This is a genomic window from Tindallia californiensis (assembly GCF_900107405.1).
Lineage (GTDB): Bacteria > Bacillota > Clostridia > Peptostreptococcales > Tindalliaceae > Tindallia > Tindallia californiensis.
The window spans coordinates 281,877-296,972 of sequence record NZ_FNPV01000006.1 but is presented as its reverse complement, the minus strand read 5'-3'; the positions used below and the strand labels follow the sequence as shown (position 1 = coordinate 296,972).

Here is a 15,096-nt window from a genome sequence, read left to right as displayed (position 1 = left end):
ACCCGCATTAGATTCGTATGATAGTGGTGACCATGGGAAGACGCTTCCCCTACCAGAAAATGCTCCTCCTCAATGCTACGACTGGAAGGATAAAGTTCACTGTTGATTTCCACCGGTGTTCCTGTTGGCATGGTCCAGGTAACTTGGAAATTGTTGTAAGAAGACCAATCTGTATCAACGATAATGGTCACATCTTCGATGGGGGTCTCACCATCTGGCCCTTCCAATACACTGTTTTCCAGCGCAATTAATAACGGCCTTTCTTCACTGGCATAGATGGGGCTGCTCAGCAATAGGCTGAGCAGTAAAGTAAAAGCAATCATTCGTTTTATCATAAAGGTTCCTCCTAAATATTTGTATTTGTTGGTGACAGGAAAAGAAATATAACGGCTAAGCTAGCGATGATGATCTCTCCTTTTCAACTAGCAATTTTTCCTTTCAAAGAAACACAGTACCATAAAAATGTCTAGGTGTCTGGACAAAATTTGTCATTTATATAGACAAAATTTGTCGAGTTTTTGCCGTTTTAAACATCCCTAGGTCCAGGGTCTTACTGCTTGACCAGAAATGGAGACTATGAGGGGTGGAAAAGGAGGTAGGACGACAGAATGGAGAATATATGCTCCAAACTTTCCTTTGATGATGAGAATTAATGAAGGGAAATGAAACGGACTTTTTCTTGTGACGAACAAGGGCTTCTGATATAATGAAGCTTATTGATGGAGAATGATCTTTGTTGATGGGAAATTAAATATTTTTCAGGTATGATAGACTGAATTGGGAAAGGGGTGAAAATCCCCTGCAGCCCCCGCTACTGTAAGTGTGGATGAAAACGACACTGGCCACCGAATTTTTTTGGGAAGGCGTCGTGAGTAACAGGAAGCACAAGCCAGGAGACCAGCCTGAAAATAATGCACCAAACCCTTCGGAGGGAAGGGCCCATGGGGTGAGAACTATTTCGAACACATGGCGTCTTTTTCGACGGTATGTGTTTTGTTTTGCTATAAGAAGCAGCACAGGCATCTAACCAACACAGACAAAAAAATATGGAAAACGTGTATCCATCATCAACGATCCATTATCAATGGTCACTATAAAGGAGATGTTATTCAATGAAAAAAGCATTGTTAATTTTGGCTCATGGAAGCCGAGTACCCGAAACCTGTGATACGGTGAAAAAGTTGGCAGAGGCAGTCAAAGAAAAATCAGAAGGCCATTTTCCTTTAACTGGCTACGGCTTTCTTCAATTTGCAAAACCCACCTTTGAAGAAGCGGCAGAAAAGCTGATTCAGGAAGGGGCCGAAGAAATGGTTGTATCACCCTTCTTCCTGTTTGCCGGTCATCATATGCAACACGACTTGCCGGAAGCCATTGAAGCCCTGCAGCAAAAGTATCCTAAGCTTACCTTTAAGACCACAGATGTGATTGGTGATGACCCTAGAATGGCGGATATTCTTTTAGATCAAATTCAAAAGGTAAAGTAGGGAGGCAACTTTATGGCAAAAGGATTTGTGCTGGCGGCCACCCATAGTGGCGCCGGGAAGACGACCATTACCCTGGCTCTTTTGAAAGCTTTGAAAGATGAAGGCTTTGACGTACAGGCGTGTAAAGTGGGGCCGGACTTTATTGATCCTCAGTTTCACGAAATCGTTACCCGGAACCCTTCTTACCAGTTAGATAGCTGCTTAATGGGAGATGAAGGGGTGAAAGCACAATTTCAACAGCTTCTTCAGCATCCTGGAGCTTCGGATCTCTCGAAATCGAAAAAACCAGAAAAAGAAAAAGTACTGGTGGTAGAAGGCGTTATGGGAATGTATGACGGGTTAGGCAGTCGGAAAGAAAACGGAAGCACGGCCTGGATTGCCCGGCTATTGAATTTGCCGGTAATCCTGATTATCGACGGAGCGGGTATGTCCACCAGTGCGGCGGCCATGGTTCAGGGCTATCGGGACTATGATCCCTCTGTTTCCTTAGCTGGAGTCATTGTGAATCGGATATCCGGTGAAAAACACTATCAACTGATCAAAAAACCGATTGAAAGAGATCTGGGAGTTCCCTGTCTGGGATGGATGGCGAAAGATGAAAAGCTTCATCTAAGTAGTCGGCATCTGGGGCTGGTTCCTGCCGCTGAGGTGGATGCGGCCATGGAAACCATCCAGCGTGCCTCTGAATCTGCCCGGAAAAACCTATCGTTGCAAAGATTACTGGAAGTGGCAGGGAAGCTGGAAGAACAAGAAGGAAAGCCTCAGGCTTTTTCAACAGAAAACCAGCCTCATCTTCGCCTGGGCATTGCAAAGGATCAGGCCTTTCATTTCTATTATCCGGCAAACCTGGACTGGTTGCGGGAACAGGGGTTTCAACTAATTCCCGTAAGCCCTCTGAAAGACGAAATACTTCCGGAAGCATTGGACGCCCTCTATATAGGCGGCGGATTTCCGGAGATGTTTGGAGAAGCACTGGAAGCAAACCACTCCTTTCGAAACTCCCTGTTGGAAAAAGCCAAAGCCGGCCTGCCAATTTATGGAGAATGCGGAGGGTTTCAATACCTTTGTGAAAGCCTGACAGATTTTCAGGGAAAAACCTGGCAAATGGCCGGGGTATTGCCGGGAAAAGCCCGTATGACGGAACGACTTCAACGGTTCGGTTATGGGAATATTCGTACCGATACAAAAAACGGCTTTTTCACCAAAGAAATTCAGGCTTCCGGTCACGAATTTCATCGTGGCGTAGTAGACTCAGAAGCCAATCAAGTCATTCATGTCACCAAAATGCAGGGTCCGGAAGATCCTTCCCAACCACGGCAATGGAGCTGTGGACTGACTAGGCACCAAACCTTTGGCGCTTTTCCTCATGTGTTCTTTCCCTCGAATCCGGAGTACGTGATGGAATGGCTGAAAAAAATCAAGAAATGGCAACCACTGATGGTACAGAAAGGATCGGAAGCATGAATATCAGCATGAACATCAAGAAGAATCCCTATGAAAAAAAGCGGCGGGATGTAACGATGATACCTCTCTCAGAAGAGGAATACCTGCTGGTTAGTTGCGATTCCTGCGGCGGGGTGGGCGATAAAGAAAAGGATTTGGTACGGGTACCACCGGAAATCACTGGCTATTATACCAGTCGGGTAGCGATTATGGAAATGTTGACCCTGGGAGGCACTCCCACGGTGATTATCGACACCCTTTCCGTTGAATGGGAACCAACGGGGAAAAGGATCTACGACGGCATTCGTCGCTTTCTGGAAGAGGCGAAGCTGGAAATGACCACTTTAAACGGCAGTACAGAAGAAAACTTCCCCATGGTGCAAACGGCCATGGGAATCACTGTGATCGGAAGAGCCGCCACGGATAGGTTGCGACTGGATCGCTCACGGCCGGGCCACGAACTCTGGCTACTGGGAGTGCCCAAAGTAGGCAATGAAATTCTTCAGCCCTTTGATCCGGAGATTGCCTCTGTCAAAAGCGTTCAACAACTGCTGGAGCAGCCAGAAGTAAAGGATATGATTCCTGTCGGTTCCAAAGGCATTAAACATGAAGCCGGCCTGTTGGCTGGCAACGCCAACGTGAAAATTCGCTGGGAAAAAGGACTGGATATCCCGCTGGAAAAGAGTGGAGGGCCCTCCACCTGCGTGATTCTTTCCCTGGAAGCCAAAGCAGCAACAAGATTAGAAGGACTTGTTTCAGCCAATGCCTTTCAACGATTAGGGAAGCTGGAAGGAGCATCCTCATGAAACAGATTATTTCCGCCTGCCCCGGCTCCTGTGGCGAATGGATGCAAGGCTGGATGCAGGGAGGAGAAAAACTGATCTCCTATGCCATCGACCGTTTTAGTCGGGTAAGGCTGGAAGAAACCGGTAATGGGCTGGAGGATCATCAGTGGTTAAAACGCCATCGCCCCAGGGCCTTTCAGATGATGGGGCTTATTTTTGAAGAAGTGAAAGCTTCGGAAAAAGACCGGCGCTCCTTTCGGTTAAAGCTGGAATCACCCCTGCCTCTGGCAAAGGGCATGGCCAGTTCCACCGCCGATCTGGCCGCTGTTGCGGATGGAGTAGCACGCTGGTTTGGCATGAACTTAACACCTGAAAAACTGACGGAACTCTGCGTTCAGTTGGAACCTACGGATAGCATTATTCACCCTAAAACCTGCCTGATGGATCCCTTAACAGGAGAAGTAAGTGTCTATTTCGAACAGGAGCCACCACCTTTGGAACTGTTGATCCTGGAAGGTAAAAAAGGCATTGCGACGGCTAGTTCCAGAAAACCAGACCATTTTGAAAAACGTAAAGCCTACGAAAAAGAAATGGAAAAAGCCCTGACCTTGTTTCAAAAAGGCATCCGGGAAAAAAATCCTTCCCTTTTGGCAAAAGCAGCTTGGATCAGTGCCATGGGAAATGAAGCTTTTTATCCACAGCCAGGCCTTCGGGAAATTCGGGACTTAGCCTTGGAGAGCGGAGGCCTAGGCCTGAATGTTTCTCATAGCGGCAGTACCCTTGGCCTCTTATTTGAACCGGAAGCTTTAGATGAAGAAAGGTTTTCTAAAGGATGGCAAGTATTATCCTGCCGGCATCATTACGAGCCACCACGACGGCATCAAATGATTGCTGGCGGCATACGGAGGGAGAAATAAGCAGATGGAAATCGAATGGAATCCAGAAAAAATTGAAGAAAAAAGCTTTCAGATTATCCGATCAGAGTTAACAGAACCTTTATCGCATCCGGAAATGGAAGATATGATCCTGCGGGTGATTCATACAACGGCGGATTTTACCTACGCAAATTTATTGCATTTTCATTGGCCGGAAGGCTTTCGGCCGGAATCGGTTTTTCAGCCGGGGAAAAAAATATATACAGATACCCGAATGGCTCTTTCCGGGATTAATAAGCGAAAACTAAAAGCTTTGGGCATGGAAGGCTATTGCCTGGTAGATGATCCGGAAGTGGCCGCCTTGGCTAAAGAACAGGGACGCACCCGTTCTGCCCTGGCTCTGGAAAAAGCAGTGGAAGATCCGGACACCAGTATCTATGTATTTGGAAACGCACCAACAGCCCTGTTTCGCTTATGTCAACTGATGGATCGGCAACAAATAACTCCTCAGCTGGTGATCGGTGCCCCCGTAGGATTTGTAGGAGCCGCCGAATCCAAGGAAATGTTACTGAATTACGATGTACCCAGTATTTCCGTCCAGGGCCGAAAAGGTGGCAGTACCGTAGCCGCTGCAATGGTGAACGCACTATTGAAAAGGCAATGAAAAAGCACAATGAAAAAGACAATGAAGTGTTAAACAGGATGAGTTCCCTATTACTCCAAGGGTTGTGATGAAATGGCAAAAAAGCATCTGAAAAAAGGATTTACCACAGGAGCCTGTGCCGCCGCCGCTTCCAAAGCAGCGGCAACCATGTTGTTGGAGCAACAGGCGGTTACCCACGCTTCTCTGATATTACAGGGAGAAGAAAAATCTTTTGAGATCCTGGGTTCCGAATATACAGCAACCACCAGTTCCTGCTATGTTATAAAAGATGCCGGTGACGATCCGGACATTACCAATGGAGCTAAAATCATGGCCACCGTAGCCTGGCGTCAGGATGCCACCCTCCGCCTTCTTGCTGGCGAAGGAATTGGGATTGCAAGAAAAAAAGGACTTCCCATCCCACCGGGAGAGCCAGCCATTAATCCGGTTCCTCGAAAAATGATCAGCGAAGCCGTACGGGAAATCATCGGCTACCAGCGAGGGGCGGATATCACCCTGTCCATACCGGGAGGAAAAAAACTGGCTGAAAAAACCTTTAATCCACGGCTTGGTATCGAAGGCGGTCTTTCCATTATTGGAACCACCGGTATTGTGGAGCCCATGTCTACCGACGCCTGGATCAAAACCCTGGAGATAGAATGTCGTGTCATGGCGGCCGATGGCAACCTTCAATGGATTGGAGTTCCGGGAAATCATGGCCGGGATATGGCAGAGCACACCTTAGGACTGCCGAAAGAAAAAATGCTTAAATTCGGGAATTTTCCCGATACCTTACTGGAGCAGGCAGAAGAACAACAAATAGAAAGCCTGTTGCTGGTGGGGCATATTGCAAAACTGGTCAAAATAGCCGGCGGGATTTTTCATCTTCACAGCAAAGTGGCGGATGGAAGACTGGAAATATTAACCGCACACCTGGTAAAACAGCAAGCCCCCTATTCTCTGCTGGAGGCCGTGGTATGGGCCAATACGGTAGAGGAAGCCGCCGGACTGATCAAAGAACAAGGGCCAGCTGGTTTTTTTGATCATCTGAGCCAGAGCGTTACAGAAAAAGCCGCTGCTCGCACTGGAGAACAGGTGCAGGTAGGCACCATCTTATTTTCTTATGAAGAAGGAATTCTGGGAATGTGTTCTCAGGCAAAAAATATCCTGGAGGTGATGACCCCATGAAAAAGATTTTTGTTATCGGTATGGGTCCGGGCCATCCGGATTACCTGTTACCGGCAGCAAAAGAGGCACTAAAACAATGTGACCTGCTGGCCGGAGGAGCCCGGCTTATTGAAAGCGCTGAAGCCTTTTCCGCTGAAAAAGTGGAAACCTTTCCGCTTCGGGGCGAATTAAAAGCGTGGTGCCATCAGCTTCAGGAAAAAATGCAACAAAACCCTGAAGGACAAACAGGCCTATTGCTCTCGGGTGATACGGGATGTCATAGCCTGGTACCGGTGCTGCACCGGTATTTCGATCCTAATGCCCTCATTCTGGTGCCCGGGATCAGCTCCATCCAGCTGTTTCTAAGTCATCTTCAGCTCCCCTGGACCAACGGCCCTGTCATTAGTTTGCATGGGCGCCGCCACCAGTGGATGGATGTTCTGCGGCACCACTTTTTTATCAATCTACTCACCGACGCCGGCAGTTCTCCGGACCTTCTAGCAAAAGAATTGCTGGATGCCGGCCATGCAGAAGCTTATATGGCGGTTGGTGAGAATCTTTCATATAAACATCAGCGCCTGTTGCTGGGCACACCGGCAGAGATAATTCAGCAGGCGCCTTATCAAATGAATGTGGCGGTGATCAGTCTTGACGCAACAATTATCAAACACTTGCAACATCGAAAATTGGCAATGGATTCCCTCACCAGGCCTTCCGGATGAAGCCTTTCTTCGGGGCAAAGCACCGATGACTAAGCAGGAAATTCGGTGGACCCTTCTGGCGATGCTACAGATTCATCCCGGCATGACCCTGTTAGATCTAGGCTGTGGCAGTGGATCCGTAACAGTGGAAATGGCAAGAATGAACAGGTCTGGTCAGGTATTGGCCTTAGAGCAAAAAAGGGAAGCCCTTGAACTGACCAGAGAAAACCTTCAACGGTTTGCCATCAAAAACGTCACCTTAATAGAAGGACGAGGCGAAAAAGAAATAAAAGACTTACCCCTAATGGACCGGGTGTTTATAGGCGGTGCCGGCGGTGCCTTGGAAGAAATTCTGAACCAGCTTCCTGAAAAAATGAAGCCAGGCGGAAAAATCCTTATAACAGCCGTCACCCTGGAAACCATGACTCAGGCAAAAATAAGGCTTCAGTCATCGCCCTTTACCAACCTGAAGATCCTGCAAACCGGTATTACCAGGTATGTTCCCAGAGCTGGATACATGATGGCTCAGGCAGAGAATCCGGTGACCATCTTTTGTGCCGATCTTCTCCCTGCCACGCAACCCACAGACACGTAATCCATAGAAAGGAAGAAGGCCAATGAAAGGAATCTTAACCGGCATTGGCGTTGGTCCGGGAGATCCGGAGCTGGTGACGCTAAAAGCCATTAATGTCATAAAAAAGACAGAAGTACTTTTCTATCCAGTCACTAAAATCGGCTCTCAAAGTGCGGCACTTCAAATTATAGAACCCTGGATTTCCGCCGAAACTCGGGTGATTCCCCTGCTTTCCCAAATGACTTCCAATCCGGAAGAACGAAAAGCCCAGCGTTTATTACAAAGCCACCAAATAGCAGAGGTTTTGGAGACTGGCAAGAATGCGGTGATGATTACCTTAGGAGATGCATTGCTATACAGCACTTACAGCTATGTGATGAAAACCTTGCAGGAGATGGGGTATCAGGTAAGCACCATTCCAGGCATCAGTGCCCCCAGTGCCGCCGCCGCCAGCCTCAACCTGCCTTTAACAGAAGAAGATGAAGGACTATTGATCTGGCCTGGAACAGAAAGTGAAGAAGCTTTGATTCACCAATTGGAACGGATGACAGATAATATAGCCCTGTTAAAAGTATCCGCCTGTCGGGAAGCCCTTTACAAATGGCTCAAACCTCGCCAAGACCGCATCTGTTTTTCCCTGGCTTCTCGGCTGGGAAGCAAAGAAGAAAGCCTCAGTCAGGACATTGAAATTCTTAAAGACCCTTCACTACCCTATATGTCCGTAGCCTTGCTTAAAGTCAAAAAAGGCAAGGACTAACAACAAGCACCTTTGAAAAAAAGATCGCTACAAACACATCACCAAAAAGAATGCGATATCTTCCTAAAATGGAAAGGAGCCTATCATAGATGAGTCAGGTTATATTTATTGGAGCAGGCCCGGGAGATCCGGAGCTGCTAACGGTTAAAGCATACGAGAAGATCAGACAGGCAGAGGTCATTTTATATGCCGGATCCTTAGTAAATCCGGCGGTATTTCAGCATTGCCCGGAGGAAGCAGAAGTAGCCAGCAGTGCCTCCATGGATCTAGAAGAAATGACTGATTTCATGGTACAGCGGGTCAAAGAAGGAAAAGAAGTACTTCGGCTACATACCGGAGATCCATCCCTATACGGAGCCATTGCGGAACAGATTCGTCGGCTGGAGATCGAAAAAGTAGCTTACCAGGTGATTCCGGGCATCAGCTCCTTTTTAGCAGGAGCCGCTGCTATGAAAAAAGAACTAACCTTACCGGGAAAAAGCCAGACAGTGATTATCTCTCGGGTTGCTGGAAGAACCCCGGTACCGGAAAAAGAAAACCTTAAATCCCTGGCAGCCCATCAAGCCAGCCTAGTGCTTTTTCTTTCCGTCGGCCAAGTGAAACAAGTGGTGGAAGACTGCTTAACCGCCTACGCACCGGAAACGCCGGTAGCCATTGCCTATCGGGTAGGGTGGCCGGATCAAAGGATTCTTAGAGGAAGCCTGCAAAACCTTTCTGAAATGATGGAAGAAGCCGGTATCCGGAAAACCGCACTGATTTACATTGGTGATTTTCTTCAGGCAGAAGGAGACGAATCCCTATTGTATGATGCGGCGTTTACCCACGAATATCGGGAGGGAAAATCATCATGAAAACAGCTATGATTACCTTCACCCATCATGGATTGACGCAAGCACAGACTATTCGGAAGCATCGACCGGATAGTCCTGTTTATGCGCCGGAAACTTTGCTAGAGACAGGTTCAGAAGCAGAAAAGAAGCAATGGCAGCAGGAAGAAAACCTTGTTTTTTTTGCTTCGAAGGAAGAGCAAACATCGGAAGGAAAAATAAAAAGAAAAATAGTAGAAAGAAAAACCTTGCATCAATGGATGCCAGAACTGATGAAAAAGGAAGAGGGACTGATCTTTATCGGGGCAACCGGTATTGCCCTGCGGTTCATCAAAGATCATATCCATCATAAAGCCAGTGATCCAGCGGTGTTAGTGATGGACGAGCAAGGGCATCATGTCATCAGCCTCCTTTCCGGCCACCTGGGGAAGGCTAATGAACTGACCCTGGAAATTGCCGAAATCACCGGTGCACAACCGGTTATTACCACGGCTACGGACAATCGGGGAATCACAGCCATCGATCAGTTGGCGGCGACCTATCAAGCACCTCTGGAGGATTGGGAGACAGCTAAAAAGTGGACAGCAGCCATGCTTATAGGCGAAGAAAGCCTACCGGTGTATTCCTCAGAACCCCTTCCCCTACCCTTGCCGGCAGGTTACCGACAGATAGAAACCCAGGAAGGCTTTTTAGAAGAAGGCCGGGGAATCTGGATAGGAGAAGTCCCTTCTTCGCTCCCCTCCACAGTCAATCTTTTACAACTGATCCCTAGGCGATGGTCCTTAGGGATCGGTTGCCGTAAAGATCAAAACCCGGAAGAACTGAAAACCATTGTTCAAGCATTTTTGAAAGAACAAGGACTATCGATAAAAGCCATTAAAAATATCAATACCATTAAAGCCAAAGGCGAAGAACCAGCACTGCTTTCCTTGGCAAAAGAATGGGAATTGCCGCTTCAAACCTTTTCTGTAGATAAGATTGGGCAAGTTCAGCACCTATTCCCGGCATCCGCTTGGGTGGAAGAAAACATGAAAGTCACCAGTGTCAGTGCTCCTTGCGCCTACCTGGCTTCTGGAGGAGGACAAGTCTTGCCGGAGCTTCGCTTTGCCCACAATGGCGTAACCCTTAGCCTGGCACCGGAAGCAGGAAAAATAACCGTTGCCGGCATCGGTCCGGGAAAAGGAGAACATATCAGTGGTGCTGTTAAAAAAGCTTTGGGAGAATCCCAACGAATTATCGGCTATAAGCCCTATGTAGACCGGTTAAGCCCTTGGTTAAAAAAAGGTCAGATACAAGACAGAAGCTTTATGCGAAAAGAAAAAGACCGTTGCCGTCATGCTCTGGCCTGTGCGGCCAGAGGCGAAAAGGTAGTGTTGGTCAGCAGTGGCGATGCTGGCGTTTATGGAATGGCAGGCTTGATGCTGGAACTTCGGGAAGCCGAATTTCCCATGATCCCCTTTGAAATACTACCGGGCATCACTGCCGCCAATGCCGCCGCTTCTCGGTTAGGAGCCCCTTTGATGCAGGACTATGCCACCATCAGTTTAAGTGATCATCTGATTCCTTGGGAAGCCATCGAAAACCGGATTCAAAAAGCAACGGAATCTGGCTTTATGCTGGCCCTTTACAATCCTAAAAGCAAAGAACGAATTCAGCAATGGAACCGAGCCGTAGAAATTATTTCGGCTTTAAGAGATCCTAAAACGCCGGTAGGCATTGTGACCAAAGCCTTAAACGAAGGAGAATCCATTCAGTTAATTCCCCTGGAAAAACTGGCAGAAGCTCAGGTAGATATGAACACAACGGTGATTATAGGCAATGAATATACAAAAATCACCCAGGATCATCTGATGGTGACAGCTCGGGGGTATTCCTTATGATCCTCCTGCTATCCGGCACTTCGGAGGGGAAAAGCATTGCAGCCGCCTTCAACCAGTGGAACCTGCCCAGTATTGTTACCACCGTCACCGAATATGGCGGGGCGTTGCTGTTGCAGGAAACAGATAAAAGCCGGACGCAAGTTCAGGTAGGTCCCCTTCATCCTTCCTCCCTGGAAACATTATTGGAAGAAGGAAAAATCCGGGCGTTGGTGGATGCTACCCATCCCTACGCCAATCAGATTACCTGGATGGCTTACGAAAAAGCCAACGCCTGCCAGATTCCTTTTATACGATGGCATCGTCCAGGTCTTTCGGAAGAAGAAAAAAACCATTGCCTGTCCGTAGAGGATTACGAAACAGCGGCGAAAACCATGGCAGAAATGGGCGGAAAATGGTTGTTGACAACAGGAAGCAACCATTTAGAAGTGTTTTGTCAGTATGTGAACAGCAAAGAGCTGATTATTCGCATTATGCCCTTTCCAAAAGTTCTGGAAAAATGCCTGGCATTAGGCTTTTCACCTGGGCAGATCATTGCACAGCAAGGCCCTTTCAGTTGTGAAATGAACCGGCTTCAGTTAAAAGAACTAGGCGTAGAAGGCATGGTTACCAAAGACAGTGGTGCCATCGGCGGTGTAAAAGAAAAAATACAGGCTGTTCGGGAAGAAAAGAAAAAAATGATCCTGATCCAGCGACCACCGGAACCACCTGCTCCTAAAGCCGAAAATCTTCAACAGCTCCAAGAGTTACTCTTGCCCATTTTGTCATTATCCGGTACAATAGAAAAAAATGGCCAAGGATGGCTGAAGGGTGAAAGCTGTGGAAAGAACGATTAATATTGCCTTTATGATCTTATTATTAATCCCGGTGGCGGCACTTCTGATCTTACAAAACCGAATTCTTTTTCAGCAGCTAAAAAGAAAGACCAGAAAAAAACCAGTAGCTGTTAGATCAGCACCATCATCAAAAACATCATCAAAACCAGCGGCAACAGCACGTTCCTCATCTGTGGTATCTTTGCGGGAACGCCGTAAAAAACGTTACGAAGAGAAGAAAAAAGCCCTTTACCGCTAATACCGTAAAGGGCTTTTTTAAGGCAACCTGTGCCCTTTAGGGTACCTGTGCCCTTTAGGGTACTTGTGCCCAGCAACTTCCATTATGAATGGCACCAGATGGAAAATGTTTCATACCTTGCTTTAGGAGGAATCATTGTGATCAAACATACGGTTTCAGAACCAAAAAAATCCTTTTCTTCCACTTTGCTAATCGTTATCGGCCTGGTGGTGGCCGTTAATTTTTCAGTCCACATAATCAACCGATTACCCGGTTCCTACGGTGGATTGGGAGGATTGATACTTATTTTGGCACTGGCCATTTATACCTCCCGACTAATGAATCGAAAACTTGCTTCCTATATCTACGAATGGGATGGAGAAAAGCTAAGAATCTCTAAAAAGATTGGCCGTAGAGATAAAATGGTGCTGGAATTACCAAAAGAAAACATTCAGTGGATACGCCCGCTGGAAGAAATACGGTCACAGCTCCCTCAGATGAAACGTCCCAGAAAAACCATGGCTCTATCCTGCCGGCTTCAGGGAGATGCCATTTACTTATTGCAGTATGTGGATGGAAAAAGAACCTACCGAGTTATTTTTGAACCTGGTGGAAAACTGCAAAAAGAACTGAAAAAAGCAGCCAAAGAAAACTGAAAAAAGCAGCCAAAGAAAACTGAAAAAAGCAGCCAAAGAAAAGGATAAGGGAACTTTATGAGAAAGCATCCATTGATGGAAGCCTTGCAAAAACTGGAAAAGAAAAAAACGGTGTCCTTTCATACACCGGGGCATAAAAACGGGCAGATCTTTGAAAGAGACCTGTCTTTTCCCTTTTCGGCTCCTTCCTTTACCTGGGATACAACAGAAATTCCTGGTACGGACCACCTGCATCACCCACAAGGAGTGATTAAAGAAAGTCAGGAAAAAGCAGCGGCTTTTTTTGGAGCTGAGGAAAGCTTTTTTCTGGTAAATGGCAGTACCGGAGGGATTTACAGCATGGTCATGACCGTCGCCAAACCTGGCGATGAGCTGATTATTCAACGAAACAGCCATCAGTCCGTTTATCATGGCTGTCTTTTAGGAGAAGTGACTCCCCGGTATCTTCAACCGGAAATAGACCGGCAAACAGGACTGGCAAAAGCCGTAACGGAAAAAACCGTTGAAGAAGCATTGAAAAAGTGGCCAAAGGCCAAAGGACTATTGTTAACTTCTCCCAATTACTATGGCTATTCCGCTAATCTGACGGTGATCGCTGAAATGCTACATCGGCACCATAAGGTGTTATTGGTAGATGAAGCACATGGAAGTCATTTTATTCTGGCAGAAGACCGGATGCCGCCAACGGCCTTAAAAGCTGGTGCGGACCTGGTGGTTCAAAGCACCCATAAAACACTGCCAGCACTAACGCAGGCCTCCATCCTTCATCGGCAAGGACAGCAGATCGATAGCCATCGGTTAAAAACGATGTTACAGATTCATCAAAGCAGTAGCCCTAGTTATCTTTTGATGGCTTCTCTGGAGAATGCGGTGAGAATGTTGGAAGAAAAAGGAAAAACATGGATGGAAGAACTACTGGATAACATTGAAAATACCAGATGCCAACTGGCCTCTGTTCAGGAAATAGACATGGTAACAGGAGATGATCCGACCCGTCTTTGGTTCAATATGCATGGAACCGGCCTTAGCGGGTATGAATGGAATAAGCGGTTGGCAAGTCAATATGCGGTGATGATGGAAATGGCCGATCCTCTGGGCGTTTTAGCCCTTACCACCATTGGTAATAGGAAAGAAGATTTTGACCGACTGGTCGAAGCGATCAGAGGGGTAAGGGAAGATGCCTGGAAAAAGCAAGGTGACTACCCAGTCGAGACTCGGAATCTGAAATCCTCATGGGAAGAAGGGTTTTTTCATGAAGTGCCAGAGAGGGTGCTTAGTCTGCGACAAGCTATGGATGCAGAGAAAGAAATGGTTGCTCTGCAGCAGGCGATTAACCGGATCAGTGGGGAAATGATTGCTCCCTATCCACCGGGAATTCCTGTTCTCCTTCCAGGAGAAAAAATATCCGAACCATTGATTCAATGGTTGGAAAGGCGACAGGATTTTCTAGAAACAGAAATAAGCGTCCTTCGATAAGTAAGCAAGCAAGTAAGAAAGTAAGGAAAACAGAGGGGGTTTTTCAGTGGCAGAAAACCAGAAAGAAACAATGGGAGAAAAAAAAGGGTTGTTTATCACCTTGGAAGGGATGGATGGTGCCGGAAAAACTACCCAGATGCAGCAACTAAAACAGTATCTGGAAAAACAGGGATATAGGGTATGCCTTACCCGGGAACCAGGAGGCACCCCTATTTCAGAAAAAATACGCAACCTTATTCTTGATCCGCAACATGGAGAAATGCACCCGTGGACAGAAGCCCTGCTCTATGCCGCCGCTCGGGCTCAGCATGTCAGTCAGGTAATCCAACCGGCCCTTCAGCGAGAAGAAATCGTATTATGTGACCGCTTCCTAGATTCAAGCTTGGCCTATCAAGGCGTTGGCAGGGGGCTGGGAATGGAGGAAGTTCTGAAAATAAACGAACCGGCTCTAATGGGGCGATGGCCGGATATGACCTTTTGGTTTAATTTAACGCCAGAAGAAAGCTTTCGCCGCAAAAAGGGAAGAGATCCGAAAGATCGCCTGGAACAACAGGCCCATGATTTTTACGAAAAGATTTATCAGAGCTATCGGCAACTGGCGGAAGAAAATCCCCAACGAATCATTACCATTGATGGAAATAAAAGCATTCCATGGATTCAAAAAATGATGCGCTGCACCATTGATCACTATATAAAGGTGGTTTATAAGTGAAAAAGGTAAAGGGTAAAAGTGGAGAGTCCCCACTGTGACGCATTATCAATTGCCTTATTGAAAGTG

Annotated in this window: 17 protein-coding genes and 1 riboswitch; of the genes, 16 read left to right on the top strand and 1 reads right to left on the bottom strand. The window is 47.1% G+C overall.

The genetic code is table 11. The features are described 5' to 3' along the window. Window positions 1-335, bottom strand: a 335-nt coding sequence (locus BLV55_RS10330; RefSeq protein ID WP_143033191.1) for a hypothetical protein, incomplete at its 3' end; no start/stop codon positions are given. Window positions 336-743: 408 nt separating this feature from the next. Continuing rightward, window positions 744-920, top strand: a riboswitch (cobalamin riboswitch). 192 nt (window positions 921-1,112) lie between these two features. Between BLV55_RS10330 and BLV55_RS10325 the strand changes: the two genes are divergently transcribed. The 16 genes from BLV55_RS10325 (at window position 1,113) to tmk (ending at window position 15,030) form a co-directional block, all read left to right on the top strand. Beyond that, the gene (locus BLV55_RS10325; RefSeq protein ID WP_093314073.1) at window positions 1,113-1,484 is read left to right on the top strand and encodes a sirohydrochlorin chelatase; all 372 of its coding nucleotides are present in this window, start codon (window positions 1,113-1,115) and stop codon (window positions 1,482-1,484) included. A 12-nt stretch (window positions 1,485-1,496) separates the two neighbouring features. Continuing rightward, window positions 1,497-2,948: a cobyrinic acid a,c-diamide synthase CobB gene (locus BLV55_RS10320; RefSeq protein ID WP_093314071.1), complete on the top strand. Its 1,452-nt coding sequence runs from the start codon at window positions 1,497-1,499 to the stop codon at window positions 2,946-2,948. Next, on the top strand, window positions 2,888-3,733 hold the full coding sequence (locus BLV55_RS10315) for an AIR synthase related protein (RefSeq protein ID WP_093314069.1): 846 nt from the start codon (window positions 2,888-2,890) through the stop codon (window positions 3,731-3,733). Before BLV55_RS10320 ends, BLV55_RS10315 begins: the two co-directional genes overlap by 61 nt. Continuing rightward, window positions 3,730-4,629, top strand: coding sequence for a GHMP family kinase ATP-binding protein (locus BLV55_RS10310; protein WP_093314066.1), 900 nt, complete (start codon window positions 3,730-3,732; stop codon window positions 4,627-4,629). The genes BLV55_RS10315 and BLV55_RS10310 overlap by 4 nt, the downstream gene beginning before the upstream one ends. Before the next feature lie 4 nt (window positions 4,630-4,633). Continuing rightward, a complete protein-coding gene (locus BLV55_RS10305; RefSeq protein ID WP_093314063.1) occupies window positions 4,634-5,251 on the top strand; it encodes a precorrin-8X methylmutase in 618 nt (205 codons plus the stop codon). Window positions 5,252-5,323: 72 nt separating this feature from the next. Beyond that, the gene (gene cbiD, locus BLV55_RS10300) at window positions 5,324-6,418 is read left to right on the top strand and encodes a cobalt-precorrin-5B (C(1))-methyltransferase CbiD (protein ID WP_093314061.1); all 1,095 of its coding nucleotides are present in this window, start codon (window positions 5,324-5,326) and stop codon (window positions 6,416-6,418) included. Then, window positions 6,415-7,119 (top strand): precorrin-6y C5,15-methyltransferase (decarboxylating) subunit CbiE, encoded by a 705-nt coding sequence (cbiE, locus tag BLV55_RS10295; RefSeq protein ID WP_093314058.1) that lies wholly within the window; start codon window positions 6,415-6,417, stop codon window positions 7,117-7,119. The genes cbiD and cbiE overlap by 4 nt, the downstream gene beginning before the upstream one ends. Further along, window positions 7,046-7,693 carry a precorrin-6Y C5,15-methyltransferase (decarboxylating) subunit CbiT gene (gene cbiT / locus BLV55_RS10290; RefSeq protein WP_143033190.1) on the top strand — a complete coding sequence of 216 codons (648 nt, stop codon included), beginning with the start codon at window positions 7,046-7,048 and terminating at the stop codon, window positions 7,691-7,693. The genes cbiE and cbiT overlap by 74 nt, the downstream gene beginning before the upstream one ends. 22 nt (window positions 7,694-7,715) lie before the next feature. Beyond that, window positions 7,716-8,429, top strand: coding sequence for a precorrin-2 C(20)-methyltransferase (gene cobI / locus BLV55_RS10285; RefSeq protein ID WP_093314054.1), 714 nt, complete (start codon window positions 7,716-7,718; stop codon window positions 8,427-8,429). A gap of 89 nt (window positions 8,430-8,518) precedes the next feature. Then, a complete protein-coding gene (cobM, locus tag BLV55_RS10280) occupies window positions 8,519-9,280 on the top strand; it encodes a precorrin-4 C(11)-methyltransferase (protein WP_093314052.1) in 762 nt (253 codons plus the stop codon). After that, entirely contained in the window at window positions 9,277-11,136 is a 1,860-nt protein-coding gene (gene cobJ, locus BLV55_RS10275) for a precorrin-3B C(17)-methyltransferase (protein ID WP_093314050.1), read from the top strand. Before cobM ends, cobJ begins: the two co-directional genes overlap by 4 nt. Next, window positions 11,133-11,969 (top strand): precorrin-6A reductase, encoded by an 837-nt coding sequence (gene cobK, locus BLV55_RS10270; protein ID WP_093314048.1) that lies wholly within the window; start codon window positions 11,133-11,135, stop codon window positions 11,967-11,969. Before cobJ ends, cobK begins: the two co-directional genes overlap by 4 nt. Next, on the top strand, window positions 11,944-12,207 hold the full coding sequence (locus BLV55_RS10265; protein WP_093314046.1) for a hypothetical protein: 264 nt from the start codon (window positions 11,944-11,946) through the stop codon (window positions 12,205-12,207). The genes cobK and BLV55_RS10265 overlap by 26 nt, the downstream gene beginning before the upstream one ends. A gap of 137 nt (window positions 12,208-12,344) precedes the next feature. Next, window positions 12,345-12,842 (top strand): hypothetical protein, encoded by a 498-nt coding sequence (locus BLV55_RS10260; protein ID WP_093314044.1) that lies wholly within the window; start codon window positions 12,345-12,347, stop codon window positions 12,840-12,842. 57 nt (window positions 12,843-12,899) lie between these two features. After that, window positions 12,900-14,318 carry an aminotransferase class I/II-fold pyridoxal phosphate-dependent enzyme gene (locus BLV55_RS10255; protein ID WP_093314042.1) on the top strand — a complete coding sequence of 473 codons (1,419 nt, stop codon included), beginning with the start codon at window positions 12,900-12,902 and terminating at the stop codon, window positions 14,316-14,318. A 46-nt stretch (window positions 14,319-14,364) separates the two neighbouring features. Beyond that, on the top strand, window positions 14,365-15,030 hold the full coding sequence (gene tmk, locus BLV55_RS10250) for a dTMP kinase (protein WP_242870099.1): 666 nt from the start codon (window positions 14,365-14,367) through the stop codon (window positions 15,028-15,030). Window positions 15,031-15,096: the final 66 nt, after the last annotated feature.

What these genes read in the sequence shown, in the direction of transcription:
- BLV55_RS10325 (WP_093314073.1), top strand. Translation starts at nt 1,113, where the DNA reads ATGAAAAAAGCATTGTTAATTTTGGCTCATGGAAGCCGAGTACCCGAA.
- BLV55_RS10320 (WP_093314071.1), top strand. Translation starts at nt 1,497, where the DNA reads ATGGCAAAAGGATTTGTGCTGGCGGCCACCCATAGTGGCGCCGGGAAG.
- BLV55_RS10315 (WP_093314069.1), top strand. Translation starts at nt 2,888, where the DNA reads ATGGCTGAAAAAAATCAAGAAATGGCAACCACTGATGGTACAGAAAGG.
- BLV55_RS10310 (WP_093314066.1), top strand. Translation starts at nt 3,730, where the DNA reads ATGAAACAGATTATTTCCGCCTGCCCCGGCTCCTGTGGCGAATGGATG.
- BLV55_RS10305 (WP_093314063.1), top strand. Translation starts at nt 4,634, where the DNA reads ATGGAAATCGAATGGAATCCAGAAAAAATTGAAGAAAAAAGCTTTCAG.
- cbiD (WP_093314061.1), top strand. Translation starts at nt 5,324, where the DNA reads ATGGCAAAAAAGCATCTGAAAAAAGGATTTACCACAGGAGCCTGTGCC.
- cbiE (WP_093314058.1), top strand. Translation starts at nt 6,415, where the DNA reads ATGAAAAAGATTTTTGTTATCGGTATGGGTCCGGGCCATCCGGATTAC.
- cobI (WP_093314054.1), top strand. Translation starts at nt 7,716, where the DNA reads ATGAAAGGAATCTTAACCGGCATTGGCGTTGGTCCGGGAGATCCGGAG.
- cobM (WP_093314052.1), top strand. Translation starts at nt 8,519, where the DNA reads ATGAGTCAGGTTATATTTATTGGAGCAGGCCCGGGAGATCCGGAGCTG.
- cobJ (WP_093314050.1), top strand. Translation starts at nt 9,277, where the DNA reads ATGAAAACAGCTATGATTACCTTCACCCATCATGGATTGACGCAAGCA.
- cobK (WP_093314048.1), top strand. Translation starts at nt 11,133, where the DNA reads ATGATCCTCCTGCTATCCGGCACTTCGGAGGGGAAAAGCATTGCAGCC.
- BLV55_RS10255 (WP_093314042.1), top strand. Translation starts at nt 12,900, where the DNA reads ATGAGAAAGCATCCATTGATGGAAGCCTTGCAAAAACTGGAAAAGAAA.